This is a genomic window from Escherichia sp. E14V7 (assembly GCF_004212225.1).
Lineage (GTDB): Bacteria > Pseudomonadota > Gammaproteobacteria > Enterobacterales > Enterobacteriaceae > Escherichia.
This window is the reverse complement of sequence record NZ_RHJJ01000005.1, coordinates 99,075-117,871: the sequence shown is the minus strand read 5'-3', so window position 1 is coordinate 117,871 and position 18,797 is coordinate 99,075. Positions and strand designations below refer to the sequence as shown.

17 protein-coding genes are annotated in these 18,797 nt (G+C 50.8%); 8 read left to right on the top strand and 9 right to left on the bottom strand.

Annotation, left to right across the window (positions count from 1 at the left end; all coding sequences use genetic code 11):
- Positions 1-41: 41 nt before the first annotated feature.
- Positions 42-737, top strand: coding sequence for a 7-cyano-7-deazaguanine synthase QueC (gene queC, locus D9741_RS06440; RefSeq protein WP_130206272.1), 696 nt, complete (start codon positions 42-44; stop codon positions 735-737).
- Between the two features lie 51 nt (positions 738-788).
- On the opposite strand, the gene fadM is transcribed toward queC, so the two are convergent.
- The 9 genes from fadM to bolA all read right to left on the bottom strand — a co-directional run bounded on the left by fadM (position 789) and on the right by bolA (position 11,117).
- Positions 789-1,187 carry a long-chain acyl-CoA thioesterase FadM gene (gene fadM, locus D9741_RS06435; protein ID WP_001194534.1) on the bottom strand — a complete coding sequence of 133 codons (399 nt, stop codon included), beginning with the start codon at positions 1,185-1,187 and terminating at the stop codon, positions 789-791.
- Positions 1,188-1,280: 93 nt separating this feature from the next.
- On the bottom strand, positions 1,281-1,652 hold the full coding sequence (locus D9741_RS06430; protein WP_130215459.1) for a helix-hairpin-helix domain-containing protein: 372 nt from the start codon (positions 1,650-1,652) through the stop codon (positions 1,281-1,283).
- Between the two features lie 150 nt (positions 1,653-1,802).
- Positions 1,803-3,674 carry a peptidylprolyl isomerase gene (gene ppiD, locus D9741_RS06425; protein ID WP_130215457.1) on the bottom strand — a complete coding sequence of 624 codons (1,872 nt, stop codon included), beginning with the start codon at positions 3,672-3,674 and terminating at the stop codon, positions 1,803-1,805.
- A 191-nt stretch (positions 3,675-3,865) separates the two neighbouring features.
- Positions 3,866-4,156: a nucleoid-associated protein HU-beta gene (hupB, locus tag D9741_RS06420; RefSeq protein WP_254892905.1), complete on the bottom strand. Its 291-nt coding sequence runs from the start codon at positions 4,154-4,156 to the stop codon at positions 3,866-3,868.
- Between the two features lie 190 nt (positions 4,157-4,346).
- Positions 4,347-6,701: an endopeptidase La gene (lon, locus tag D9741_RS06415; RefSeq protein ID WP_130215455.1), complete on the bottom strand. Its 2,355-nt coding sequence runs from the start codon at positions 6,699-6,701 to the stop codon at positions 4,347-4,349.
- 187 nt (positions 6,702-6,888) lie between these two features.
- Positions 6,889-8,163: an ATP-dependent protease ATP-binding subunit ClpX gene (gene clpX, locus D9741_RS06410; protein ID WP_000130305.1), complete on the bottom strand. Its 1,275-nt coding sequence runs from the start codon at positions 8,161-8,163 to the stop codon at positions 6,889-6,891.
- A gap of 125 nt (positions 8,164-8,288) precedes the next feature.
- On the bottom strand, positions 8,289-8,912 hold the full coding sequence (gene clpP, locus D9741_RS06405) for an ATP-dependent Clp endopeptidase proteolytic subunit ClpP (protein ID WP_000122253.1): 624 nt from the start codon (positions 8,910-8,912) through the stop codon (positions 8,289-8,291).
- A gap of 245 nt (positions 8,913-9,157) precedes the next feature.
- Positions 9,158-10,456 carry a trigger factor gene (gene tig / locus D9741_RS06400; protein ID WP_001198386.1) on the bottom strand — a complete coding sequence of 433 codons (1,299 nt, stop codon included), beginning with the start codon at positions 10,454-10,456 and terminating at the stop codon, positions 9,158-9,160.
- Between the two features lie 343 nt (positions 10,457-10,799).
- Positions 10,800-11,117 (bottom strand): transcriptional regulator BolA, encoded by a 318-nt coding sequence (gene bolA / locus D9741_RS06395; RefSeq protein ID WP_130215453.1) that lies wholly within the window; start codon positions 11,115-11,117, stop codon positions 10,800-10,802.
- 304 nt (positions 11,118-11,421) lie between these two features.
- Between bolA and D9741_RS06390 the strand changes: the two genes are divergently transcribed.
- The 7 genes from D9741_RS06390 (at position 11,422) to cyoE (ending at position 18,774) form a co-directional block, all read left to right on the top strand.
- Positions 11,422-12,000: a lipoprotein gene (locus D9741_RS06390; RefSeq protein WP_130206262.1), complete on the top strand. Its 579-nt coding sequence runs from the start codon at positions 11,422-11,424 to the stop codon at positions 11,998-12,000.
- 43 nt (positions 12,001-12,043) lie between these two features.
- On the top strand, positions 12,044-13,519 hold the full coding sequence (ampG, locus tag D9741_RS06385) for a muropeptide MFS transporter AmpG (protein ID WP_130215451.1): 1,476 nt from the start codon (positions 12,044-12,046) through the stop codon (positions 13,517-13,519).
- Between the two features lie 459 nt (positions 13,520-13,978).
- On the top strand, positions 13,979-14,926 hold the full coding sequence (cyoA, locus tag D9741_RS06380; RefSeq protein ID WP_001239440.1) for a cytochrome o ubiquinol oxidase subunit II: 948 nt from the start codon (positions 13,979-13,981) through the stop codon (positions 14,924-14,926).
- 21 nt (positions 14,927-14,947) lie between these two features.
- Positions 14,948-16,939 (top strand): cytochrome o ubiquinol oxidase subunit I, encoded by a 1,992-nt coding sequence (gene cyoB, locus D9741_RS06375; protein ID WP_130215449.1) that lies wholly within the window; start codon positions 14,948-14,950, stop codon positions 16,937-16,939.
- Positions 16,929-17,543 carry a cytochrome o ubiquinol oxidase subunit III gene (locus D9741_RS06370; protein ID WP_000179819.1) on the top strand — a complete coding sequence of 205 codons (615 nt, stop codon included), beginning with the start codon at positions 16,929-16,931 and terminating at the stop codon, positions 17,541-17,543. Before cyoB ends, D9741_RS06370 begins: the two co-directional genes overlap by 11 nt.
- Complete coding sequence (locus tag D9741_RS06365; RefSeq protein ID WP_130215447.1) at positions 17,543-17,872, top strand: cytochrome o ubiquinol oxidase subunit IV; 330 nt, start codon at positions 17,543-17,545, stop codon at positions 17,870-17,872. Before D9741_RS06370 ends, D9741_RS06365 begins: the two co-directional genes overlap by 1 nt.
- A gap of 11 nt (positions 17,873-17,883) precedes the next feature.
- Positions 17,884-18,774, top strand: coding sequence for a heme o synthase (cyoE, locus tag D9741_RS06360; RefSeq protein WP_130215445.1), 891 nt, complete (start codon positions 17,884-17,886; stop codon positions 18,772-18,774).
- Positions 18,775-18,797: the final 23 nt, after the last annotated feature.

The following is an 18,797-nucleotide window of genomic DNA, read 5'->3' as shown; positions in this document are numbered from 1 at the left end:
AGGCGTTACCATAACGTTTTATCGATTTAGCAGGATGATTTATGAAACGTGCTGTCGTTGTATTCAGTGGGGGCCAGGACTCTACAACCTGTCTGGTGCAGGCATTGCAACAATATGATGAAGTCCATTGCGTGACGTTTGATTACGGTCAGCGCCATCGCGCAGAGATCGACGTTGCGCGCGATCTGGCGCTGAAACTGGGCGCACGCGCGCATAAGGTGCTGGATGTCACCCTGCTTAACGAGCTGGCAGTCAGCAGTCTGACGCGTGACAGCATTCCCGTGCCAGATTATGAACCTGAAGCCGATGGCATTCCGAATACGTTTGTTCCAGGGCGTAATATTTTGTTCCTGACGCTCGCGGCGATTTACGCATATCAGGTGAAAGCCGAAGCGGTGATTACCGGAGTCTGCGAAACAGATTTCTCCGGCTACCCGGATTGCCGCGATGAGTTTGTGAAAGCACTAAACCATGCCGTCAGTTTGGGCATGGCGAAAGAGATTCGTTTTGAAACGCCGCTGATGTGGATTGATAAAGCGGAAACCTGGGCGCTGGCGGATTATTACGGCAAGCTGGATTTAGTGCGTAACGAAACACTGACCTGCTATAACGGCATTAAAGGCGACGGTTGCGGTCAATGTGCGGCGTGTAATCTGCGCAGTAATGGGTTGAATCATTATCTGTCCGATAAACCAGCGGTGATGGCGGCGATGAAGCAAAAGACCGGGTTGAAGTAATTATTCCGGGTGTTGCCGGATGCTCAAGCCGCATCCGGCACAACAAAACGTTTACTTAACCATCTGCTCCAACTTTTCGCGCAGCTCCCCTTCCAGAGCTAAAGCCTTCTGCGTTTTAAGATCGATACAGACAAACGTGATAAGCGCATCCGCGACCACCTGCCCTTCCGGCTCCAGAGTGATGACCTGGCTTAAGATGCCGCTTTTACCGTTTAATTGCTGTAACTGGCTCGTAATGGTTAACAAGTCACTTAATACCGCCGGGCGGCGATAGTTGATATTGATATTCACCACCACGAAAGCGATGTTATGGGCGGTCATCCATTGAAAACTGTCGCTGTTTTCCAATCCATCCCAGCGGGCTTCTTCGAGAAACTCAAGGTAGCGGGCGTTGTTTACGTGCTGGTAGACGTCGAGATGATATCCACGAACTTTGATTTGTGTTTGCATAGCGCAATAACCTTACGTTGTTGTTATAAGTACAGAGGTCACAACTGGTATGACCTCTTCAGTCTGGCAAAAAATTGCCACTATGCAAATTAATTACAGGGTTAATACCGCCAGATTACGTTCCACCAGCGAATTACCCATCCCCGGCACCTGCTTCAGATCCTCCACCGTTTTAAATGGGCCATACTCTTCGCGATAACTGACAATCGCCTGCGCTTTCTTCAGGCCAACGCCATTCATCGCGCGGGCTAGCTCTTCCGCGCTGGCATTATTAATGCTGACTCTGGTGCCTTCTTCATCACTGGCTTTCGCCGGTACTGCCGCTTTGCTTTGTGCCGCAGGGGCTTCCGCTTTGGTTTCGACCGCCGCCGGTTTCGCTGCAGGAGTTGCCGCCAGCGCACAGTGAGACATTCCGGCACAGGCCAGGGACAGGGTAATGAGCAGTGCTTTGATTCCGTGTTTCATACTGTTTTCTCCTTGTTTGTTAACAGTGGAATCACCTTAACGGCAGTGAAAACAGTAAACAAATGGCAATGTTCAGAAATGGAAAAGGCCGCGAAAGCGACCTTTTCTTGTTACAGCTGCAAAGCATTTTTTTGCGAGGCGGCTTCAGGATTATTGCTGTTCCAGCGCATCGCCAATTTTGATTTTCGCCTCTTTGCGCAGGTTACTCATCAGAGCTTCAAAGACGATTTGTGCGTTGTTTTGGGTAATGCCCTGCACCATCGCTTTTTTCTGCTCTTCCGGCATTGAACCTTGTTTCACTTCGTCCAGCGCCAGCAGAACGACATTGCCCTGCATATCGGTCGCCATACCGTAGCTCGGTTTGTCTTTCGCTGGCAGAGGCAGTGCAAATGCCGCCAGGCTAATCGGGTCACGACCAGAACGGCTTAAGGTTTTCGGCTCACCAAATTTCACACCGGCAGCCTGCATAGCTTCCGCACCTTTGCCCGCTTTCAGATCAACCAGCAGTTTTTCAGCATCGATTTTCGCTTGCTGTTCAGCTTTGTTGTGCTGAACCATTGCTTTAACCTGTTCCTGAACATCTGCCAGCGGTTTAACCGCTTCCGGTTTATGCTCACTGATACGCAGAACGAATGCACGATCGCCATCTACGGTGATGATGTCAGAGTTGATGCCCGGTGCGCCGTTTTCACCAATCAGACCGCCGTTAAAGATAGCGTCCGCAACCGGCTTGAAGTTTAACTCTTCCGGCAGCTTATCTTTGCTGAACCAGCCAGTCTGAGTAGCTTTAACGCCCACTGCCTGCTCTGCACCTGCCAGAGATTCAGTGTCGTTGCTTGCTGCATCGCTTATTTTCTGTTGCAGCGCGTAGTATGCATCCAGCGCTTTTTCGTGTTTCACTTTCGCTGCGATGTCGTCACGCACTTCGTCTAACGACTTCACTTTTGCTGGCTGAATGTCATCCAGACGGACGATCAGGAAACCTACCGAGGATTTGATCACGCCAGAAAGCTGACCTTTTTCTTTCAGACCGGCATTTTTCAGCTCGTCCGGAGTGGTGGCGTCTTCTAACCAACCCATATCACCGCCGTTACGGGCAGAGATAATATCGGCAGATTTTTCTTTTGCTAACGCGGCAAAATCACCGCCTTTGTTCAGCGCATCAAGTACGGCTTTCGCTTCATCTTCAGTTTTGGTCTGGATGATGCTGTAGCGCGTGCGCTGCGGCTGGGTGAATTGATCCTGATGCTGATCGTAGTAGCTCTGGATATCCGCATCGCTAACCGATTGCTGCATCGTGGCAGCATCCAGCTTGATGTAGCTCACGCGGAACTGTTCCGGAGTCATGAAATTGTTTTTGTTTTGCTCGTAGTAGCTGGCGATTTCTGCTTCGGTCACAGCTTGCTTAGCCGCCAGCGCATTAACGTCGATAGTCGCTTCACGCACTACACGTTGTTGAGCGACCAGCGCGGCCAGTTCGTCAGTTTCACCTTTCAGCATAAAGTCGGTGCCGGCAACGCCATTAATCAGCTGTTGGGTGGTGAGCTGGTTACGCAGCGCCTGCGCGTACTGATCGGCACTCATTCCCATTCGGTTGAGGATATCGTTGTAGCGGCTGTTATCGAACTTGCCGTCCACCTGGAAAGCCGGGGTCGCGAAAATCGCCTGCTTGACCTGCTCATCGCTGATACCCAGTTTCAGTTCGCGAGCGTACTGATCCAGTAGAGCCTCGTCGATAAGACGATTCAGCACCTGTTGACGCAGGGTTTTCATATAGCCTTCGTTCGCCGCCAACTCGGAGTATTGATCGCCCAGCTGTTGCTGCATGCGATTACGCTCGCTGTTGAAGGCGTTCTCGAACTGCCCACGGCTGATTTCCTGGTCATTCACTTTTGCGGCGTAGTTATTGCCTCCGCCAATCAGGTAACCACTCACGCCGGTCAATATGAACGACACGATAATGATACCGAAAATAATCTTGAGCACGAGACTGTTTGCAGCCGTGCGTAAGCTGTCCATCATGGTGTAACAACACTCCGCTGTAGATGACTGTATACCTCACGCAACTTATCGCTGCGCGCAAAGGCCTATTGTGACAAGAAACGGGGGCAATTGTCAGCCCACAATGCGCAGAAAGTCACGGAATACAAATAAAAAAGGCACATCAGTAGATGCGCCCTTGAACTTCGTCACATCCCCAATGGGGACAACACTTAGTTTACCGCGTCTTTCAGTGCTTTACCTGCACGGAAGCTCGGTACTTTAGCTGCAGCGATGGTGATCTCTTTACCGGTCTGCGGGTTGCGACCAGTACGGGCAGCACGCTCTTTAACGGCAAAAGTACCAAAACCTACCAGTGCTACATCATCCCCTTCTTTCAGGGATTCAGTTACGGAAGCAATAATAGCATCTAACGCACGGCCAGCCGCAGCTTTAGAGATATCAGCCCCTGCAGCAATCTTGTCAATCAATTGAGATTTATTCACTCTTCTCTTCCTCTTTATAATTTATCTCGCACTTGAATCCTTCAAGGTGCGAACGCGCAGCAGTTATATCAGGCCAGCCATCCCCTTACAACACCCCTTAATAAGGGCAAGCCTAATCCGCCCTCTAACTTAACGAGACAAAAAAAGGCTGGCAAGTCCGAATTTACCTGCCAGCCCTTTTTTTATTAGTGCATTTTGCGCGAGGTCACTATTTTGCGGTTACAACCTGCATGCCAGACGGCTCATTTTGCAACGCGAGAGTCAGAACTTCCTCAATACGTTTCACCGGATGAATGTCCAGATCGGCAATAACATTGTCTGGAATCTCTTCCAGATCGCGTTTATTTTCGTGCGGAATTAACACAGTTTTAATTCCACCACGATGCGCCGCCAGCAGTTTTTCTTTCAAACCGCCGATTGGTAACACTTGGCCACGCAAGGTTATCTCGCCCGTCATCGCCACATCGGCGCGAACCGGGTTACCGGTCAGGCAAGAAACCAGCGCAGTGCACATGGCAATACCAGCGCTCGGACCATCTTTCGGCGTCGCACCTTCCGGTACGTGCACGTGGATGTCGCGTTTTTCGTAAAAATCTGGATTGATCCCCAGTTTTTCCGCACGCGCACGAACCACCGTTAACGCCGCCTGAATGGACTCTTGCATCACTTCGCCCAGCGAACCGGTATAAGTGAGTTTACCTTTGCCTGGTACACATGCAGTTTCGATGGTCAGCAAGTCGCCGCCGACTTCTGTCCACGCCAGACCCGTTACCTGACCGACGCGGTTTTCGTTATCCGCGCGACCATAGTCGAAACGTTGTACGCCGAGGTAGTCATGCAGGTTATCGCCGTTAATTTCGATATGTTTTAATGACTTATCGAGAAGTAACTGCTTAACCGCTTTACGGCACAGTTTGGAGATTTCACGCTCCAGACCACGCACGCCTGCCTCACGGGTGTAGTAACGAATAATGCCGATAATGGCGCTATCGTCGACGGTCAGCTCACCTTTTTTCAGCGCATTACGTTCAATCTGCTTCGGCAGCAAGTGACGTTTGGCGATGTTCAATTTTTCATCTTCGGTATAACCGGAGAGGCGAATCACTTCCATACGATCCAGCAGCGGTGCCGGAATGTTCATGGAGTTCGACGTCGCGACAAACATCACGTCACTCAGGTCGTAATCCACTTCCAGGTAATGGTCGCTGAACGCCACGTTCTGCTCTGGATCCAACACTTCAAGCAGTGCAGAAGCCGGATCGCCACGCATGTCAGAAGACATTTTGTCGATCTCATCGAGCAGGAACAGCGGGTTTTTCACGCCCACTTTCGCCATTTTCTGGATCAATTTACCCGGCATAGAACCGATGTAAGTACGGCGGTGACCACGGATTTCCGCTTCATCACGCACGCCGCCCAGTGCCATACGGACATATTTACGTCCTGTGGCTTTGGCTATGGACTGACCCAGGGACGTTTTACCTACCCCCGGCGGCCCTACCAGGCAGAGGATCGGCCCCTTGATTTTGTTTACACGGCTTTGAACCGCGAGGTACTCAAGGATACGATCTTTCACGCGCTCCAGACCATAATGATCGGTATCGAGGATTTCTTGCGCCTGACGCAGGTCTTTTTTGACCTTGCTACGCGCATTCCACGGCACCTGCACCATCCAGTCGATATAACCACGCACCACGGTTGCTTCTGCCGACATCGGAGACATCATTTTCAGCTTCTGCAGTTCTGCTTCCGCTTTTTCTTTTGCCTCTTTCGGCATTTTCGCCGCGTCGATTTTGCGCTTCAGGGCTTCATTTTCGTCCGGCGCGTCATCCATTTCGCCGAGTTCTTTCTGAATGGCTTTCATCTGCTCGTTCAGATAGTACTCACGCTGGGATTTCTCCATCTGCTTTTTCACGCGGTTACGAATACGTTTCTCAACCTGCAGCAGATCGATTTCCGATTCCATCATCGCCATCAGATATTCCAGACGCTCGTTAACGTCGGACATCTCAAGAACAGACTGTTTGTCAGCCAGTTTCAGCGGCATATGCGCGGCAATGGTATCTGCCAGACGCGCAGGATCGTCGATGCTGTTAAGCGACGTCAGCACTTCTGGTGGGATTTTCTTATTCAGCTTGATGTAGCCTTCGAACTGGCTGATTGCAGTACGCACCAGCACTTCCTGTTCCCGCTCCTCAATGGTCGGCGATTCCAGATACTCCGCCTTCGCAGAAAAGTGTTCGCCATTGTCAGAGAGCGCAGAAATACGCGCGCGCTGTAACCCCTCGACCAGCACTTTGACGGTGCCGTCAGGCAGCTTCAGCATCTGCAATATAGAGGCCACGGTCCCGACGGTGAAAAGATCGTTTACACCCGGCTCATCCGTTGAAGCTTCTTTCTGCGCGACCAGCATAATTTTTTTATCATGGTCCATCGCCGCTTCCAGACAACGGATAGATTTTTCCCGCCCGACAAATAAGGGGATGACCATGTGCGGATAAACCACCACATCGCGCAGCGGCAATACGGGGATTTCAATGCGTTCAGAACGCTCAGGATTCATAGAGCTCTCTCTTAGTTTAATTTCCGCCAGGTAATCAGATGACACGACTGTGCTTCACGCCATCTATTAACATGTACGTCAGTATATGGGGATGTTTCCCCCACATTCAACGTCGAGAATAGAGGAAAAATGAAAGGGGAGATAAAATCCCCCCTTTTTGGTTAACTGGCTGTATGCGAATGGTTAATTATTCACCAGATGCCTGTTGCGCTTCCGGCTTACCATAAATCAGCAGCGGTTTGCTCTGGCCATCAATTACCGATTCGTCGATAACCACTTTTTCGACATCTTCCATGGACGGCAGATCGTACATGGTATCGAGCAGTGCGGCTTCTACGATGGAGCGCAGACCACGTGCACCGGTTTTACGCGCCATCGCTTTCTTAGCGATAGCATCCAGCGCCTCGTCACGGAACTCCAGATCAACGCCCTCAAGATTAAACAACGCCTGATATTGCTTGGTCAGGGCGTTTTTCGGCTCTTTAAGGATCTGAATCAGGGCTTCTTCGCTCAGTTCATTCAGCGTTGCTACAACTGGCAGACGACCGATGAACTCAGGGATCAGACCAAATTTGATCAGATCTTCCGGTTCTACCTGTGCCAGCAGTTCGCCTTCACTTGCTTTGTCGGACTTCGCTTTTACCGTCGCGCCAAAACCAATGCCGGAGCCGGTTTCTACACGATGGGAAATCACTTTATCCAGACCAGCAAACGCACCACCACAGATAAACAGGATCTTAGAGGTGTCTACCTGCAAGAACTCCTGCTGCGGATGCTTACGCCCGCCCTGCGGTGGAACGGCAGCAACTGTACCTTCGATCAGTTTCAACAGTGCCTGCTGTACGCCTTCACCGGAAACGTCACGGGTAATAGACGGGTTGTCAGACTTACGTGAAATCTTGTCAATTTCATCGATGTAGACAATACCGCGCTGCGCTTTCTGTACGTCGTAGTCGCACTTCTGCAACAGCTTCTGAATGATGTTTTCAACGTCTTCGCCCACATAACCGGCTTCGGTCAGTGTAGTCGCATCGGCCATAGTGAACGGAACATCCAGCAGGCGTGCCAGCGTTTCAGCCAGCAGCGTTTTACCGGAACCGGTCGGACCGATCAGTAGAATGTTACTTTTGCCCAACTCGACGCCATTGCTGGTATCGCCATTGCGCAGACGTTTGTAGTGGTTGTATACCGCGACCGCCAGCACTTTTTTCGCCTGTTCCTGACCGATTACGTAATCGTCCAGATGGTTGCGAATTTCATGCGGCGTCGGTAGCGCACTGCGTTCACGATGCGGTGCAACTTCTTTAATCTCTTCGCGAATGATGTCGTTACATAAATCAACACATTCGTCGCAGATATACACGGATGGTCCGGCAATCAGCTTGCGCACTTCATGCTGGCTTTTGCCGCAAAAAGAGCAGTATAACAGTTTGCCTGAGCCATCTTTGCGTTTATCTGTCATGGGTCAAAACCTCTTCTTTGTTCTTTGTGCCGCACACGACGACGCAAATGCCATTCTCAGGCGCAAGTCGCTTATAGCGTTGTGCCGCCCTGGATAAGTATAGCGGCACAGTTGCGCCTCTGGCATCAATTACGATGGGTCAGAATCGAATCGACCAGACCGTATTCCACCGCTTCAGGGGCGGAAAGGAAGCGATCGCGCTCGGTATCTCGTTCAATCTGTTCTAATGATTGACCCGTATGGAGCGCCATAAGTTCATTCATGCGCCCTTTAACTTTCAGAATCTCACGGGCATGAATTTCGATATCGGTCGCCTGGCCCTGATAGCCGCCCAGCGGCTGGTGAATCATCACGCGCGAGTTCGGCAGGCAGAAACGTTTACCTTTTGCCCCTGCGGTCAGCAGGAATGCGCCCATCGAGGCCGCCTGGCCCATACAGATGGTGCTGACATCAGGCTTGATAAACTGCATGGTGTCATAGATAGACATCCCGGCAGTGATCACTCCGCCTGGGGAGTTAATGTACAGATAGATATCTTTTTCTGGGTTTTCCGCTTCCAGGAACAGCATCTGCGCCACAATCAGGTTAGCCATGTGGTCTTCAACCTGGCCAGTCAGAAAAATGACGCGTTCCTTAAGTAGACGAGAATAGATATCAAAAGAGCGCTCACCGCGTGAGGTCTGTTCAATGACCATCGGCACCAGCGCCATATGGGGTGCAAAGTTATCTCGTTCGCCGCTGTATGACATTTCCGTCTCCTGGATAAAATTGAAAAAACCTGCTGTACCGATTGTAACCTTATGGACGGATTATCAGCTAGTCCCTGTGTTATGGGTACGGCATCACCATATTTCAAGCATAACAATCTTTTGTTGTTACGCTAACACCGAAAGAGCGTTTTCGCACGGTTCCATGCAAAATTCATGACAAAAAAAAGCCCACCACCTGGCGGTGACGGGCCTTTGTGCGAATTTAGCGCGTTATGCTGCGTAAATTACGCCTGCTGGTTCATCAGCTCGTTGAAAGTGGTTTCTTTTTCAGTCACTTTCGCTTTCGCCAGTACAGCTTCTACAGCCTGTTCTTCCAGAGCAACATTGCGCATGTTGTCCATCAGTTCTTTGTTTTTGCTGTAGAACTCGATAACTTCTTTCGGATCTTCGTACGCAGAAGCCATCTCTTCGATCAAGCCTTTCACGCGCTCTTCGTCAGCTTTCAGCTCGTTGGTGCGGATAACTTCGCCCAGCAGCAGGCCAACAACTACGCGGCGTTTAGCCTGTTCTTCGAACAGTTCACGCGGCAGTTCCAGCGCTTGTTTCTCGTTACCGCCGAAACGCTGTGCAGCCTGACGACGCAGAACGTCGATTTCGCTGTCGATCAGCGCAGCCGGTACGTCGATGTCGTTAGCTTTTACCAGACCTTCGATCGCCTGAGACTTAACGCGGTTACGGATGGCGCTCTTCAGTTCGCGCTCCATGTTTTTACGCACTTCAGCGCGCAGACCTTCTACGGAACCATCTTCAACGCCGAAACGTTTGATGAATTCTGCAGTCAGTTCCGGCAGTTCACGCTCTTCAACTTTCTTCAGGTTGATAGCGAATTTCGCTGCTTTACCCTTCAGATTTTCTGCGTGGTATTCTTCCGGGAAGGTCACGTCGATGGTGAACTCTTCGCCAGCTTTGTGGCCTTTGATACCGTCTTCAAAGCCCGGGATCATGCGACCCTGACCCATCGCCAGTACGAAATCAGACGCTTTACCGCCTTCGAACTCTTCGCCGTCAACTGAACCGGTGAAGTCGATGGTTACGCGGTCTTCTGCTTCAACAGCGCCGTCTTTTTCTTTCCAGGTCGCCTGCTGTTTACGCAGAGTATCCAGCATGCCGTCAACGTCAGCGTCGGTCACTTCCACGATCGGTTTTTCAACTTCGATCGCTTCCAGACCCTGCAATTCAACTTCCGGATACACTTCAAACTCTACAGAGTAGGTGAAGTCTTCACCCAGCTTGTATTCGCCCGGAACATAGGTCGGTGCGCCAGCCGGATTGATTTTTTCTTTAATGATGGCGTCAATGAAGTTACGGCTCATCAGGTCGCCCAGAACGTCCTGGCGTACAGACGCGCCATAACGCTGAGCAACGATATTCATTGGCACTTTGCCTTTACGGAAGCCGTCAATACGTACTTTTTTCGCAACGTTGACCAGCTCGCTTTTAACAGCGGTTTCGATGCTGTCAGCAGCGATAGTAATCGTTACACGGCGGCCAAGGCCTTGAGTGGTTTCAACTGAAACTTGCATCTTGTTACCTCAAAAAATCACAGTGCTCGGTCAACTCTTACCCCGCAAGCACAGGTTGTTGGCTTCGCGGTACCGGGATGTTCTTATAATCAATCACATTCCCTGTTACCAGAATCATCCCGAAAGCATTCAAATAGGACGCGGCATTATAGCGGCATCACTTTTATGAGTCGAGAACGGTTATTGCGCGCTACCGCGTATTTTTTCACAATTCCCGGGGAATTTTCGTCTGAATGCTGGGCAAAAAGCACAAAATCCAGACAAAACAAAACGGCCCACAGGCCGTTTTTCATAAAATCTTTAGCAACATACTGGAAAAGCGCTGACGGTTGCAAATGCGTTTTTACGCGATGCTTCCTGCTCCACGACAGGGAGGAGAGGCAAAAATGGTATCCTGCAACCCTTCCCATTCCTTAATAGTGTAAGTATGCAGAGCCAGCGCATGAACGGTAGTAGAGAGTTCCTCCGCTAAAGTACTGTAAATCATTCGATGACGATTCAGAAAACGTTCACCCGTAAAACGATCGCTGACCAGCACAACTTTAAAATGGCTTTCAGAGCCGGCTGGGACATTGTGACGATAGCTTTCATCCACAACTTCGAGGAATACGGGTTGGAACGACGCCCTTAATTTTTCTTCTATCCGCTCACGTATCATCATGAAATATCTCCTCCGACAACGCTGAGATGTCACCCATCCCTTTAAATACTAGCCGCTTTTACCGTTACCATTACAGCTTAGCAACAAATATTTAGCTTTCGTCCCAGTTTTTCAGTCAACCGTATGAAGTTTACTGATTTAAAGATTAATTCACAGGCTGCGCACGAGTGATTCTTTTACTCACGGTGATTATTTCGTCAACACGATGAATTTACATGCCTTACCCACTTCCCCTCGTCGTTGGCAATGTTATGATGGCGAGAATTTTTACCAAACACGCTTACCAGTCTCTGAGAGCCAGAACATGTTCAAAAAAATCCTCTTCCCATTAGTTGCTCTGTTTATGCTTGCAGGATGCGCAACACCACCAACGACGATTGACGTTTCCCCAACGATGACGCTGCCGCAGCAGGATCCAAGCCTGATGGGCGTCACCGTTAGCATTAATGGTGCCGATCAACGTACCGATCAGGCGCTGGCGAAAGTGACCCGCGATAATCAGATTGTCACCCTGACCGCCTCTCGCGATTTGCGTTTCCTGCTGCAAGAAGTGCTGGAAAAACAAATGACCGCACGTGGTTACATGGTCGGCCCAAATGGTCCGGTTAATCTGCAAATCATCGTTAGCCAACTGTATGCTGACGTGTCCCAGGGTAACGTGCGTTACAACATCGCCACTAAAGCAGATATCGCCATCATCGCCACCGCGCAGAATGGCAACAAGATGACCAAAAACTATCGTGCCAGCTACAACGTTGAAGGCGCTTTTCAGGCTTCCAACAAAAATATCGCCGATGCGGTTAACAGTGTGCTGACCGACACCATTGCTGACATGTCTCAGGACACCAGCATTCACGAATTCATCAAGCAGAACGCGCGTTAATTTCTGCCCTCTGGCCCGGTGCAAACCGGGCCTGTAGACGCCCATGTCCAGTCAATATTTACGTATTTTCCAACAGCCGCGTTCAGCCATTTTGCTGATCCTGGGTTTTGCATCCGGGCTACCGCTAGCCCTGACATCCGGCACGTTACAGGCGTGGATGACCGTTGAGAATATCGATCTTAAAACCATCGGTTTCTTCTCTCTGGTAGGCCAGGCTTATGTATTTAAATTTCTCTGGTCCCCGCTGATGGACCGCTACACCCCACCGTTCCTCGGACGTCGGCGCGGTTGGCTGCTCGCTACACAAACTCTATTGTTACTGTCCATTGCGGCGATGGGTTTTCTCGAACCTGGCACCCAATTACGCTGGATGGCAGCTCTGGCGGTGGTGATCGCTTTTTGCTCCGCCTCCCAGGATATCGTCTTTGATGCCTGGAAAACGGATGTGCTTCCAGCGGAAGAACGCGGCGCAGGTGCAGCAATCAGCGTGCTGGGGTATCGCCTGGGGATGCTGGTATCCGGCGGCCTGGCTTTATGGCTGGCGGATAAATGGCTGGGCTGGCAAGGCATGTACTGGTTGATGGCGGCGCTGCTGATCCCCTGTATTATCGCGACACTGCTTGCACCAGAACCAACCGACACCATTCCTGTACCCAAAACGCTGGAACGAGCCGTTGTAGCACCATTGCGTGATTTCTTTGGCCGCAATAACGCATGGCTGATTCTGCTTTTAATCGTACTGTACAAACTGGGCGATGCTTTCGCCATGAGCCTGACAACCACGTTTTTGATTCGCGGCGTCGGATTTGATGCCGGCGAAGTGGGTGTAGTTAACAAAACGCTCGGTCTACTGGCGACTATCGTCGGCGCATTGTTCGGCGGAATTTTAATGCAGCGCCTGTCATTGTTCCGTGCGCTCATGATTTTCGGCCTTTTACAAGGTGCGTCCAACGCCGGTTACTGGCTACTTTCCGTGACTGATAAGCATCTCTACAGCATGGGCGCGGCTGTCTTTTTCGAAAATCTGTGTGGCGGGATGGGAACATCAGCATTTGTGGCGCTATTAATGACCCTGTGTAATAAGTCATTTTCCGCTACCCAGTTCGCCCTGCTCTCGGCGCTTTCTGCTGTAGGACGGGTTTATGTAGGACCAGTAGCAGGTTGGTTTGTTGAAGCTCACGGCTGGCCGACGTTCTATCTGTTCTCTGTTGCCGCCGCCGTACCTGGACTTATTTTGCTGCTGGTTTGCCGCCGCACGCTGGAGTACACATGGGTCAATAACGACTTTATCCCTCGTACCGGGTATCCGGCAGGTTATGCCTTTGCCATGTCGACGCTGGCAACGGGCGTCAGTCTGTTAACCGTGTGGTTACTGCTATTGACGATGGACGCGCTGGATTTGACCCACTTCTCTTTCCTGCCTGCTCTGCTGGAAGTCGGCGTTTTAGTCGCCCTGGGCGGAGTCGTGTTTGGTGGTTTGCTGGATTATCTGGCGCTACGAAAAACACATCTGACGTAATCTGTGAATATTATTTAGCTGTAGTAATCACCCGGCGTAATTATTACGGCTAAATAAACATCAGCATCGCTTAATAATATTTGTTCTTTTGTGCGGCTTAGATTTCTAAAATTATTGACGCCATTTATAAATTCTATTTTTCTTACACGATTCAGCTAATGACACTTTATTTCCCCTTACCTAAATTGTCACTTCAATGATAATTATTTGTTAAATAATTGTTTTATTTTGAGTTGGTTATACCAATTGCCCTGCTACCCCCCTTCCGCGCGCCCCTTTCGTTATAACGCCCTTTTGCAACAGCTTCTTAAAACCAGCTTGATATGTTTTGCAACATATGTGACCTGGCAGCCAAATCCAAGTAACAGGAATTTAATCATGTTTACAGTAATGTAACCTTCCCGTAAAATGCCCACACACTTTAAACGCCACCAGATCCCGTGGAATTGAGGTCGTTAAATGAGACTCAGGAAATACAATAAAAGTTTGGGATGGTTGTCATTATTTGCAGGCACTGTATTGCTCAGTGGTTGTAATTCTGCGCTGTTAGATCCCAAAGGACAGATTGGTCTGGAGCAACGTTCACTGATACTGACGGCATTTGGCCTGATGTTGATTGTCGTTATTCCCGCAATCTTGATGGCTGTTGGTTTCGCCTGGAAGTACCGTGCGAGCAATAAAGATGCTAAGTACAGCCCGAACTGGTCACACTCCAATAAAGTGGAAGCTGTGGTCTGGACGGTACCTATCTTAATCATCATCTTCCTTGCGGTACTGACCTGGAAAACTACTCACGCTCTTGAGCCTAGCAAGCCGCTGGCGCATGACGAGAAGCCCATTACCATCGAAGTGGTTTCCATGGACTGGAAATGGTTCTTCATCTACCCGGAACAGGGAATTGCTACCGTGAATGAAATCGCTTTCCCGGCGAACACTCCGGTGTACTTCAAAGTGACCTCCAACTCCGTGATGAACTCCTTCTTCATTCCGCGTCTGGGTAGCCAGATTTATGCCATGGCCGGTATGCAGACTCGCCTGCATCTGATCGCCAACGAACCCGGTACTTATGACGGTATCTCCGCCAGCTACAGCGGTCCGGGCTTCTCAGGCATGAAGTTCAAAGCTATCGCAACGCCGGATCGCGCCGAATTCGACCAGTGGGTCGCAAAAGCGAAACAGTCGCCGAACAGCATGTCTGACATGGCAGCGTTCGAAAAACTGGCCGCGCCTAGCGAATACAACCAGGTGGAATATTTCTCCAACGTGAAACCAGACTTGTTTGCCGATGTGATTAATAAGTTTATGGCTCACGGTAAGAGCATGGACATGACCCAGCCAGAAGGTGAGCACAGCGCACACGAAGGTATGGAAGGCATGGACATGAGCCACGCGGAATCCGCCCATTAAAGGGGTTGAGGAAGAATAAAGATGTTCGGAAAATTATCACTTGATGCAGTCCCGTACCATGAACCTATCGTCATGGTTACGATCGCTGGCATTATTTTGGGAGGTCTGGCGCTCGTTGGCCTGATCACTTACTTCGGTAAGTGGACCTACCTGTGGAAAGAGTGGCTGACCTCCGTCGACCATAAACGCCTCGGTATCATGTATATCATCGTGGCGATTGTGATGTTGCTGCGTGGTTTTGCTGACGCCATTATGATGCGTAGCCAGCAGGCCCTTGCCTCGGCGGGCGAAGCGGGCTTCCTTCCGCCTCACCACTACGATCAGATCTTCACCGCGCACGGCGTGATTATGATCTTCTTCGTGGCGATGCCTTTCGTTATCGGTCTGATGAACCTGGTGGTTCCGCTGCAGATTGGCGCGCGTGACGTTGCGTTCCCGTTCCTCAACAACTTAAGCTTCTGGTTTACCGTTGTTGGTGTGATTTTGGTTAACGTTTCTCTCGGCGTGGGCGAATTTGCGCAGACCGGCTGGCTGGCCTATCCACCGCTATCGGGAATAGAGTACAGTCCGGGAGTCGGTGTCGATTACTGGATATGGAGTCTCCAGCTATCCGGTATAGGTACGACGCTAACCGGTATCAACTTCTTCGTTACCATTCTGAAGATGCGTGCACCTGGCATGACCATGTTTAAGATGCCGGTATTTACCTGGGCATCACTGTGCGCAAACATTCTGATTATTGCTTCCTTCCCAATTCTGACGGTTACCGTCGCGTTGTTGACCCTGGATCGCTATCTGGGCACCCATTTCTTTACCAACGATATGGGTGGCAACATGATGATGTACATCAACCTGATTTGGGCCTGGGGCCATCCGGAAGTTTACATCCTGATCCTGCCTGTTTTCGGTGTGTTCTCCGAAATTGCGGCAACCTTCTCGCGTAAACGCCTGTTTGGTTATACCTCGCTGGTATGGGCAACCGTCTGTATCACCGTGCTGTCGTTTATCGTCTGGCTGCACCACTTCTTTACGATGGGTGCGGGCGCGAACGTAAACGCCTTCTTTGGTATCACCACAATGATTATCGCCATCCCGACCGGGGTGAAGATCTTCAACTGGCTGTTCACCATGTATCAGGGCCGCATCGTGTTCCATTCTGCGATGCTGTGGACCATCGGCTTTATCGTCACCTTCTCGGTGGGCGGTATGACTGGTGTGCTGCTGGCAGTACCGGGCGCGGACTTCGTTCTGCATAACAGCCTGTTCCTGATTGCGCACTTCCATAACGTTATCATCGGCGGCGTGGTCTTCGGCTGCTTCGCAGGGATGACCTACTGGTGGCCTAAAGCGTTCGGTTTCAAACTGAACGAAACCTGGGGTAAACGCGCGTTCTGGTTCTGGATCATCGGCTTCTTCGTTGCCTTTATGCCGCTGTATGCGCTGGGCTTCATGGGTATGACTCGTCGTTTAAGCCAGCAGATTGACCCGCAGTTCCACACCATGCTGATGATTGCAGCCAGCGGTGCGGTACTGATTGCGCTGGGTATTCTCTGCCTCGTGATTCAGATGTACGTTTCTATTCGCGACCGCGACCAGAACCGTGACCTGACTGGCGACCCGTGGGGTGGCCGTACGCTGGAGTGGGCAACCTCTTCCCCGCCTCCGTTCTATAACTTTGCCATTGTGCCGCACGTTCACGAGCGTGATGCATTCTGGGAAATGAAAGAAAAAGGCGAAGCGTACAAAAAGCCTGACCACTATGAAGAAATTCATATGCCGAAAAATAGCGGCGCCGGTATCGTCATTGCAGCTTTCTCCACCATCTTCGGTTTCGCCATGATCTGGCATATCTGGTGGCTGGCGATTGTTGGCTTCGCAGGCATGATCATCACCTGGATCGTGAAAAGCTTCGACGAGGACGTGGATTACTACGTGCCGGTGGCAGAAATCGAAAAACTGGAAAACCAGCATTTCGATGAGATTACTAAGGCAGGGCTGAAAAATGGCAACTGATACTTTGACGCACGCGACTGCCCACGCGCACGAACACGGGCACCACGATGCAGGCGGAACCAAAATCTTCGGATTCTGGATCTACCTGATGAGCGACTGCATTCTGTTCTCCATCTTGTTTGCTACCTATGCCGTTCTGGTGAACGGCACCGCAGGCGGCCCGACAGGTAAGGACATTTTCGAACTGCCGTTCGTTCTGGTTGAAACTTTCTTGCTGTTGTTCAGCTCCATCACCTACGGCATGGCGGCTATCGCCATGTACAAAAACAACAAAAGCCAGGTTATCTCCTGGCTGGCGTTGACCTGGTTGTTTGGTGCCGGATTTATCGGGATGGAAATCTATGAATTCCATCACCTGATTGTTAACGGCATGGGTCCGGATCGCAGCGGCTTCCTGTCAGCGTTCTTTGCGCTGGTCGGCACGCACGGTCTGCACGTCACTTCCGGTCTTATCTGGATGGCGGTGCTGATGGTGCAAATCGCCCGTCGCGGCCTGACCAGCACTAACCGTACCCGCATCATGTGCCTGAGCCTGTTCTGGCACTTCCTGGATGTGGTTTGGATCTGTGTGTTCACTGTTGTTTATCTGATGGGGGCGATGTAATGAGTCATTCTAACGAACATAGCGGCGCATCCCATGGCAGCGTAAAAACCTACATGACAGGCTTTATCCTGTCGGTAATCCTGACGGTGATCCCGTTCTGGATGGTAATGACAGGTTCTGCCTCTCCGGCCGTAATTCTGGGAACAATCCTGGCAATGGCAGTGGTACAGGTTCTGGTGCATCTGGTGTGCTTCCTGCACATGAATACCAAATCAGATGAAGGCTGGAACATGACGGCGTTTGTCTTCACCGTGCTAATCATCGCTATCCTGGTTGTAGGCTCCATCTGGATTATGTGGAACCTCAACTACAACATGATGATGCACTAAGAGCGGCGGTTATGATGTTTAAGCAATACCTGCAAGTAACGAAACCAGGCATCATCTTTGGCAACCTGATCTCGGTGATTGGGGGATTCCTGCTGGCCTCAAAGGGCAGCATTGATTATCCCCTGTTTATCTACACGCTGGTTGGGGTGTCACTGGTTGTGGCGTCGGGTTGTGTGTTTAACAACTACATCGACAGGGATATCGACAGAAAGATGGAAAGGACGAAGAATCGGGTGCTGGTTAAAGGCCTGATCTCTCCTGCTGTCTCGCTGGTGTACGCCACCTTGCTGGGTATTGCTGGCTTTATGCTGCTGTGGTTTGGCGCGAATCCGCTGGCCTGCTGGCTGGGGGTGATGGGCTTTGTGGTTTATGTCGGCGTTTATAGCCTGTACATGAAACGCCACTCAGTCTACGGCACATTGATTGGTTCGCTCTCCGGCGCTGCGCCGCCGGTGATTGGCTACTGTGCAGTAACCGGCGAGTTCGATAGCGGCGCAGCGATCCTGCTGGCTATCTTCAGCCTGTGGCAGATGCCTCACTCCTATGCCATCGCCATTTTCCGCTTTAAGGATTACCAGGCGGCAAACATTCCGGTACTGCCGGTGGTGAAAGGCATTTCGGTGGCGAAGAATCACATCACGCTGTATATCATCGCCTTTGCCGTTGCCACGCTGATGCTCTCTCTTGGCGGTTACGCTGGGTATAAATATCTGGTGGTCGCCGCAGCGGTGAGCGTCTGGTGGTTAGGCATGGCCCTGCGCGGTTATAAAGTTGCTGATGACAGAGTCTGGGCGCGTAAGCTGTTTGGCTTCTCTATCATCGCCATCACTGCCCTCTCGGTGATGATGTCCGTTGATTTTATGGTGCCGGACTCGCATACGCTGCTGGCGTCTGTTTGGTAAATCTTATCGTCATCAAAAAACCC

What these genes read in the sequence shown, in the direction of transcription:
- bolA (WP_130215453.1), bottom strand. Translation starts at nt 11,117, where the DNA reads ATGATGATACGTGAGCGGATAGAAGAAAAATTAAGGGCGTCGTTCCAA.
- ppiD (WP_130215457.1), bottom strand. Translation starts at nt 3,674, where the DNA reads ATGATGGACAGCTTACGCACGGCTGCAAACAGTCTCGTGCTCAAGATT.
- clpP (WP_000122253.1), bottom strand. Translation starts at nt 8,912, where the DNA reads ATGTCATACAGCGGCGAACGAGATAACTTTGCACCCCATATGGCGCTG.
- D9741_RS06430 (WP_130215459.1), bottom strand. Translation starts at nt 1,652, where the DNA reads ATGAAACACGGAATCAAAGCACTGCTCATTACCCTGTCCCTGGCCTGT.
- cyoA (WP_001239440.1), top strand. Translation starts at nt 13,979, where the DNA reads ATGAGACTCAGGAAATACAATAAAAGTTTGGGATGGTTGTCATTATTT.
- clpX (WP_000130305.1), bottom strand. Translation starts at nt 8,163, where the DNA reads ATGACAGATAAACGCAAAGATGGCTCAGGCAAACTGTTATACTGCTCT.
- cyoE (WP_130215445.1), top strand. Translation starts at nt 17,884, where the DNA reads ATGATGTTTAAGCAATACCTGCAAGTAACGAAACCAGGCATCATCTTT.
- D9741_RS06370 (WP_000179819.1), top strand. Translation starts at nt 16,929, where the DNA reads ATGGCAACTGATACTTTGACGCACGCGACTGCCCACGCGCACGAACAC.
- D9741_RS06390 (WP_130206262.1), top strand. Translation starts at nt 11,422, where the DNA reads ATGTTCAAAAAAATCCTCTTCCCATTAGTTGCTCTGTTTATGCTTGCA.
- cyoB (WP_130215449.1), top strand. Translation starts at nt 14,948, where the DNA reads ATGTTCGGAAAATTATCACTTGATGCAGTCCCGTACCATGAACCTATC.
- D9741_RS06365 (WP_130215447.1), top strand. Translation starts at nt 17,543, where the DNA reads ATGAGTCATTCTAACGAACATAGCGGCGCATCCCATGGCAGCGTAAAA.
- tig (WP_001198386.1), bottom strand. Translation starts at nt 10,456, where the DNA reads ATGCAAGTTTCAGTTGAAACCACTCAAGGCCTTGGCCGCCGTGTAACG.
- fadM (WP_001194534.1), bottom strand. Translation starts at nt 1,187, where the DNA reads ATGCAAACACAAATCAAAGTTCGTGGATATCATCTCGACGTCTACCAG.
- ampG (WP_130215451.1), top strand. Translation starts at nt 12,044, where the DNA reads ATGTCCAGTCAATATTTACGTATTTTCCAACAGCCGCGTTCAGCCATT.
- queC (WP_130206272.1), top strand. Translation starts at nt 42, where the DNA reads ATGAAACGTGCTGTCGTTGTATTCAGTGGGGGCCAGGACTCTACAACC.
- lon (WP_130215455.1), bottom strand. Translation starts at nt 6,701, where the DNA reads ATGAATCCTGAGCGTTCTGAACGCATTGAAATCCCCGTATTGCCGCTG.